At 74.6% G+C, this 713-nt stretch carries 1 protein-coding gene; it reads right to left on the bottom strand.

Annotation, left to right across the window (positions count from 1 at the left end):
• The coding region (locus tag G3I71_RS45175) for an FtsK/SpoIIIE domain-containing protein (RefSeq protein WP_275409420.1) at window positions 1-713 on the bottom strand (713 nt) is incomplete at both ends.

Here is a 713-nt window from a genome sequence, read left to right as displayed (position 1 = left end):
GCGCTCTGGAAGAGCGCGATCCGCCCGGGACCGGTGCGGACCGCGCCGCGCCCGGGCACGGCCGGGTCGAAGTGCGCCGACACGGGTGACCCCAGCACGTCGGTGGAGTCCTGCTCGTCCGCGGTGCGCAGCGCGATGCGGAGGTTGGTGTTGGCGCGCAGGTTGTCCTTGATGACGCCGGCCGGGCGCTGGGTCGCGAGGACGAGGTGCAGGCCGAGCGAGCGGCCGCGCTGGGCGACGTCGACGACGCCGTCGACGAACTCCGGCACCTCGGACACGAGCGCCGCGAACTCGTCGACGACGATGACGAGCGCGGGCGGCGTCTCGGGGTCGCCCGTGCGTTCGAGCGACAGCAGGTCCTTGGCCTTCTTGCGCTGCAGCAGGTGCTCGCGTCGTCGCAGCTCGGCCCGCAGCGACGTGAGGGGGCGCCGCACGAGGTGCGGCGTGAGGTCCGTGACGAGGCCGACGCAGTGGGGCAGCTCGACGCAGTCGGCGAACGCCGCTCCGCCCTTGTAGTCGACGAACAGGAACGTGACCCGGTCCGGGCTGTGCGCGGTCGCCGTGGCCAGCACCCACGCCTGGAGGAACTCGCTCTTGCCCGACCCGGTGGTGCCGCCGACGAGCGCGTGCGGGCCGTCGCGCCGCAGGTCCAGCACGAGCTCGCCGGCGACGCCCTGGCCCAGCACCGCGCGGAGCGTGGCGTCGCTGCGGCG

Origin of the sequence: Streptomyces sp. SID12501, assembly GCF_010550245.1 — a bacterium.
Lineage (GTDB): Bacteria > Actinomycetota > Actinomycetes > Streptomycetales > Streptomycetaceae > Streptomyces.
This window is presented reverse-complemented; position numbering and strand designations above follow the sequence as displayed.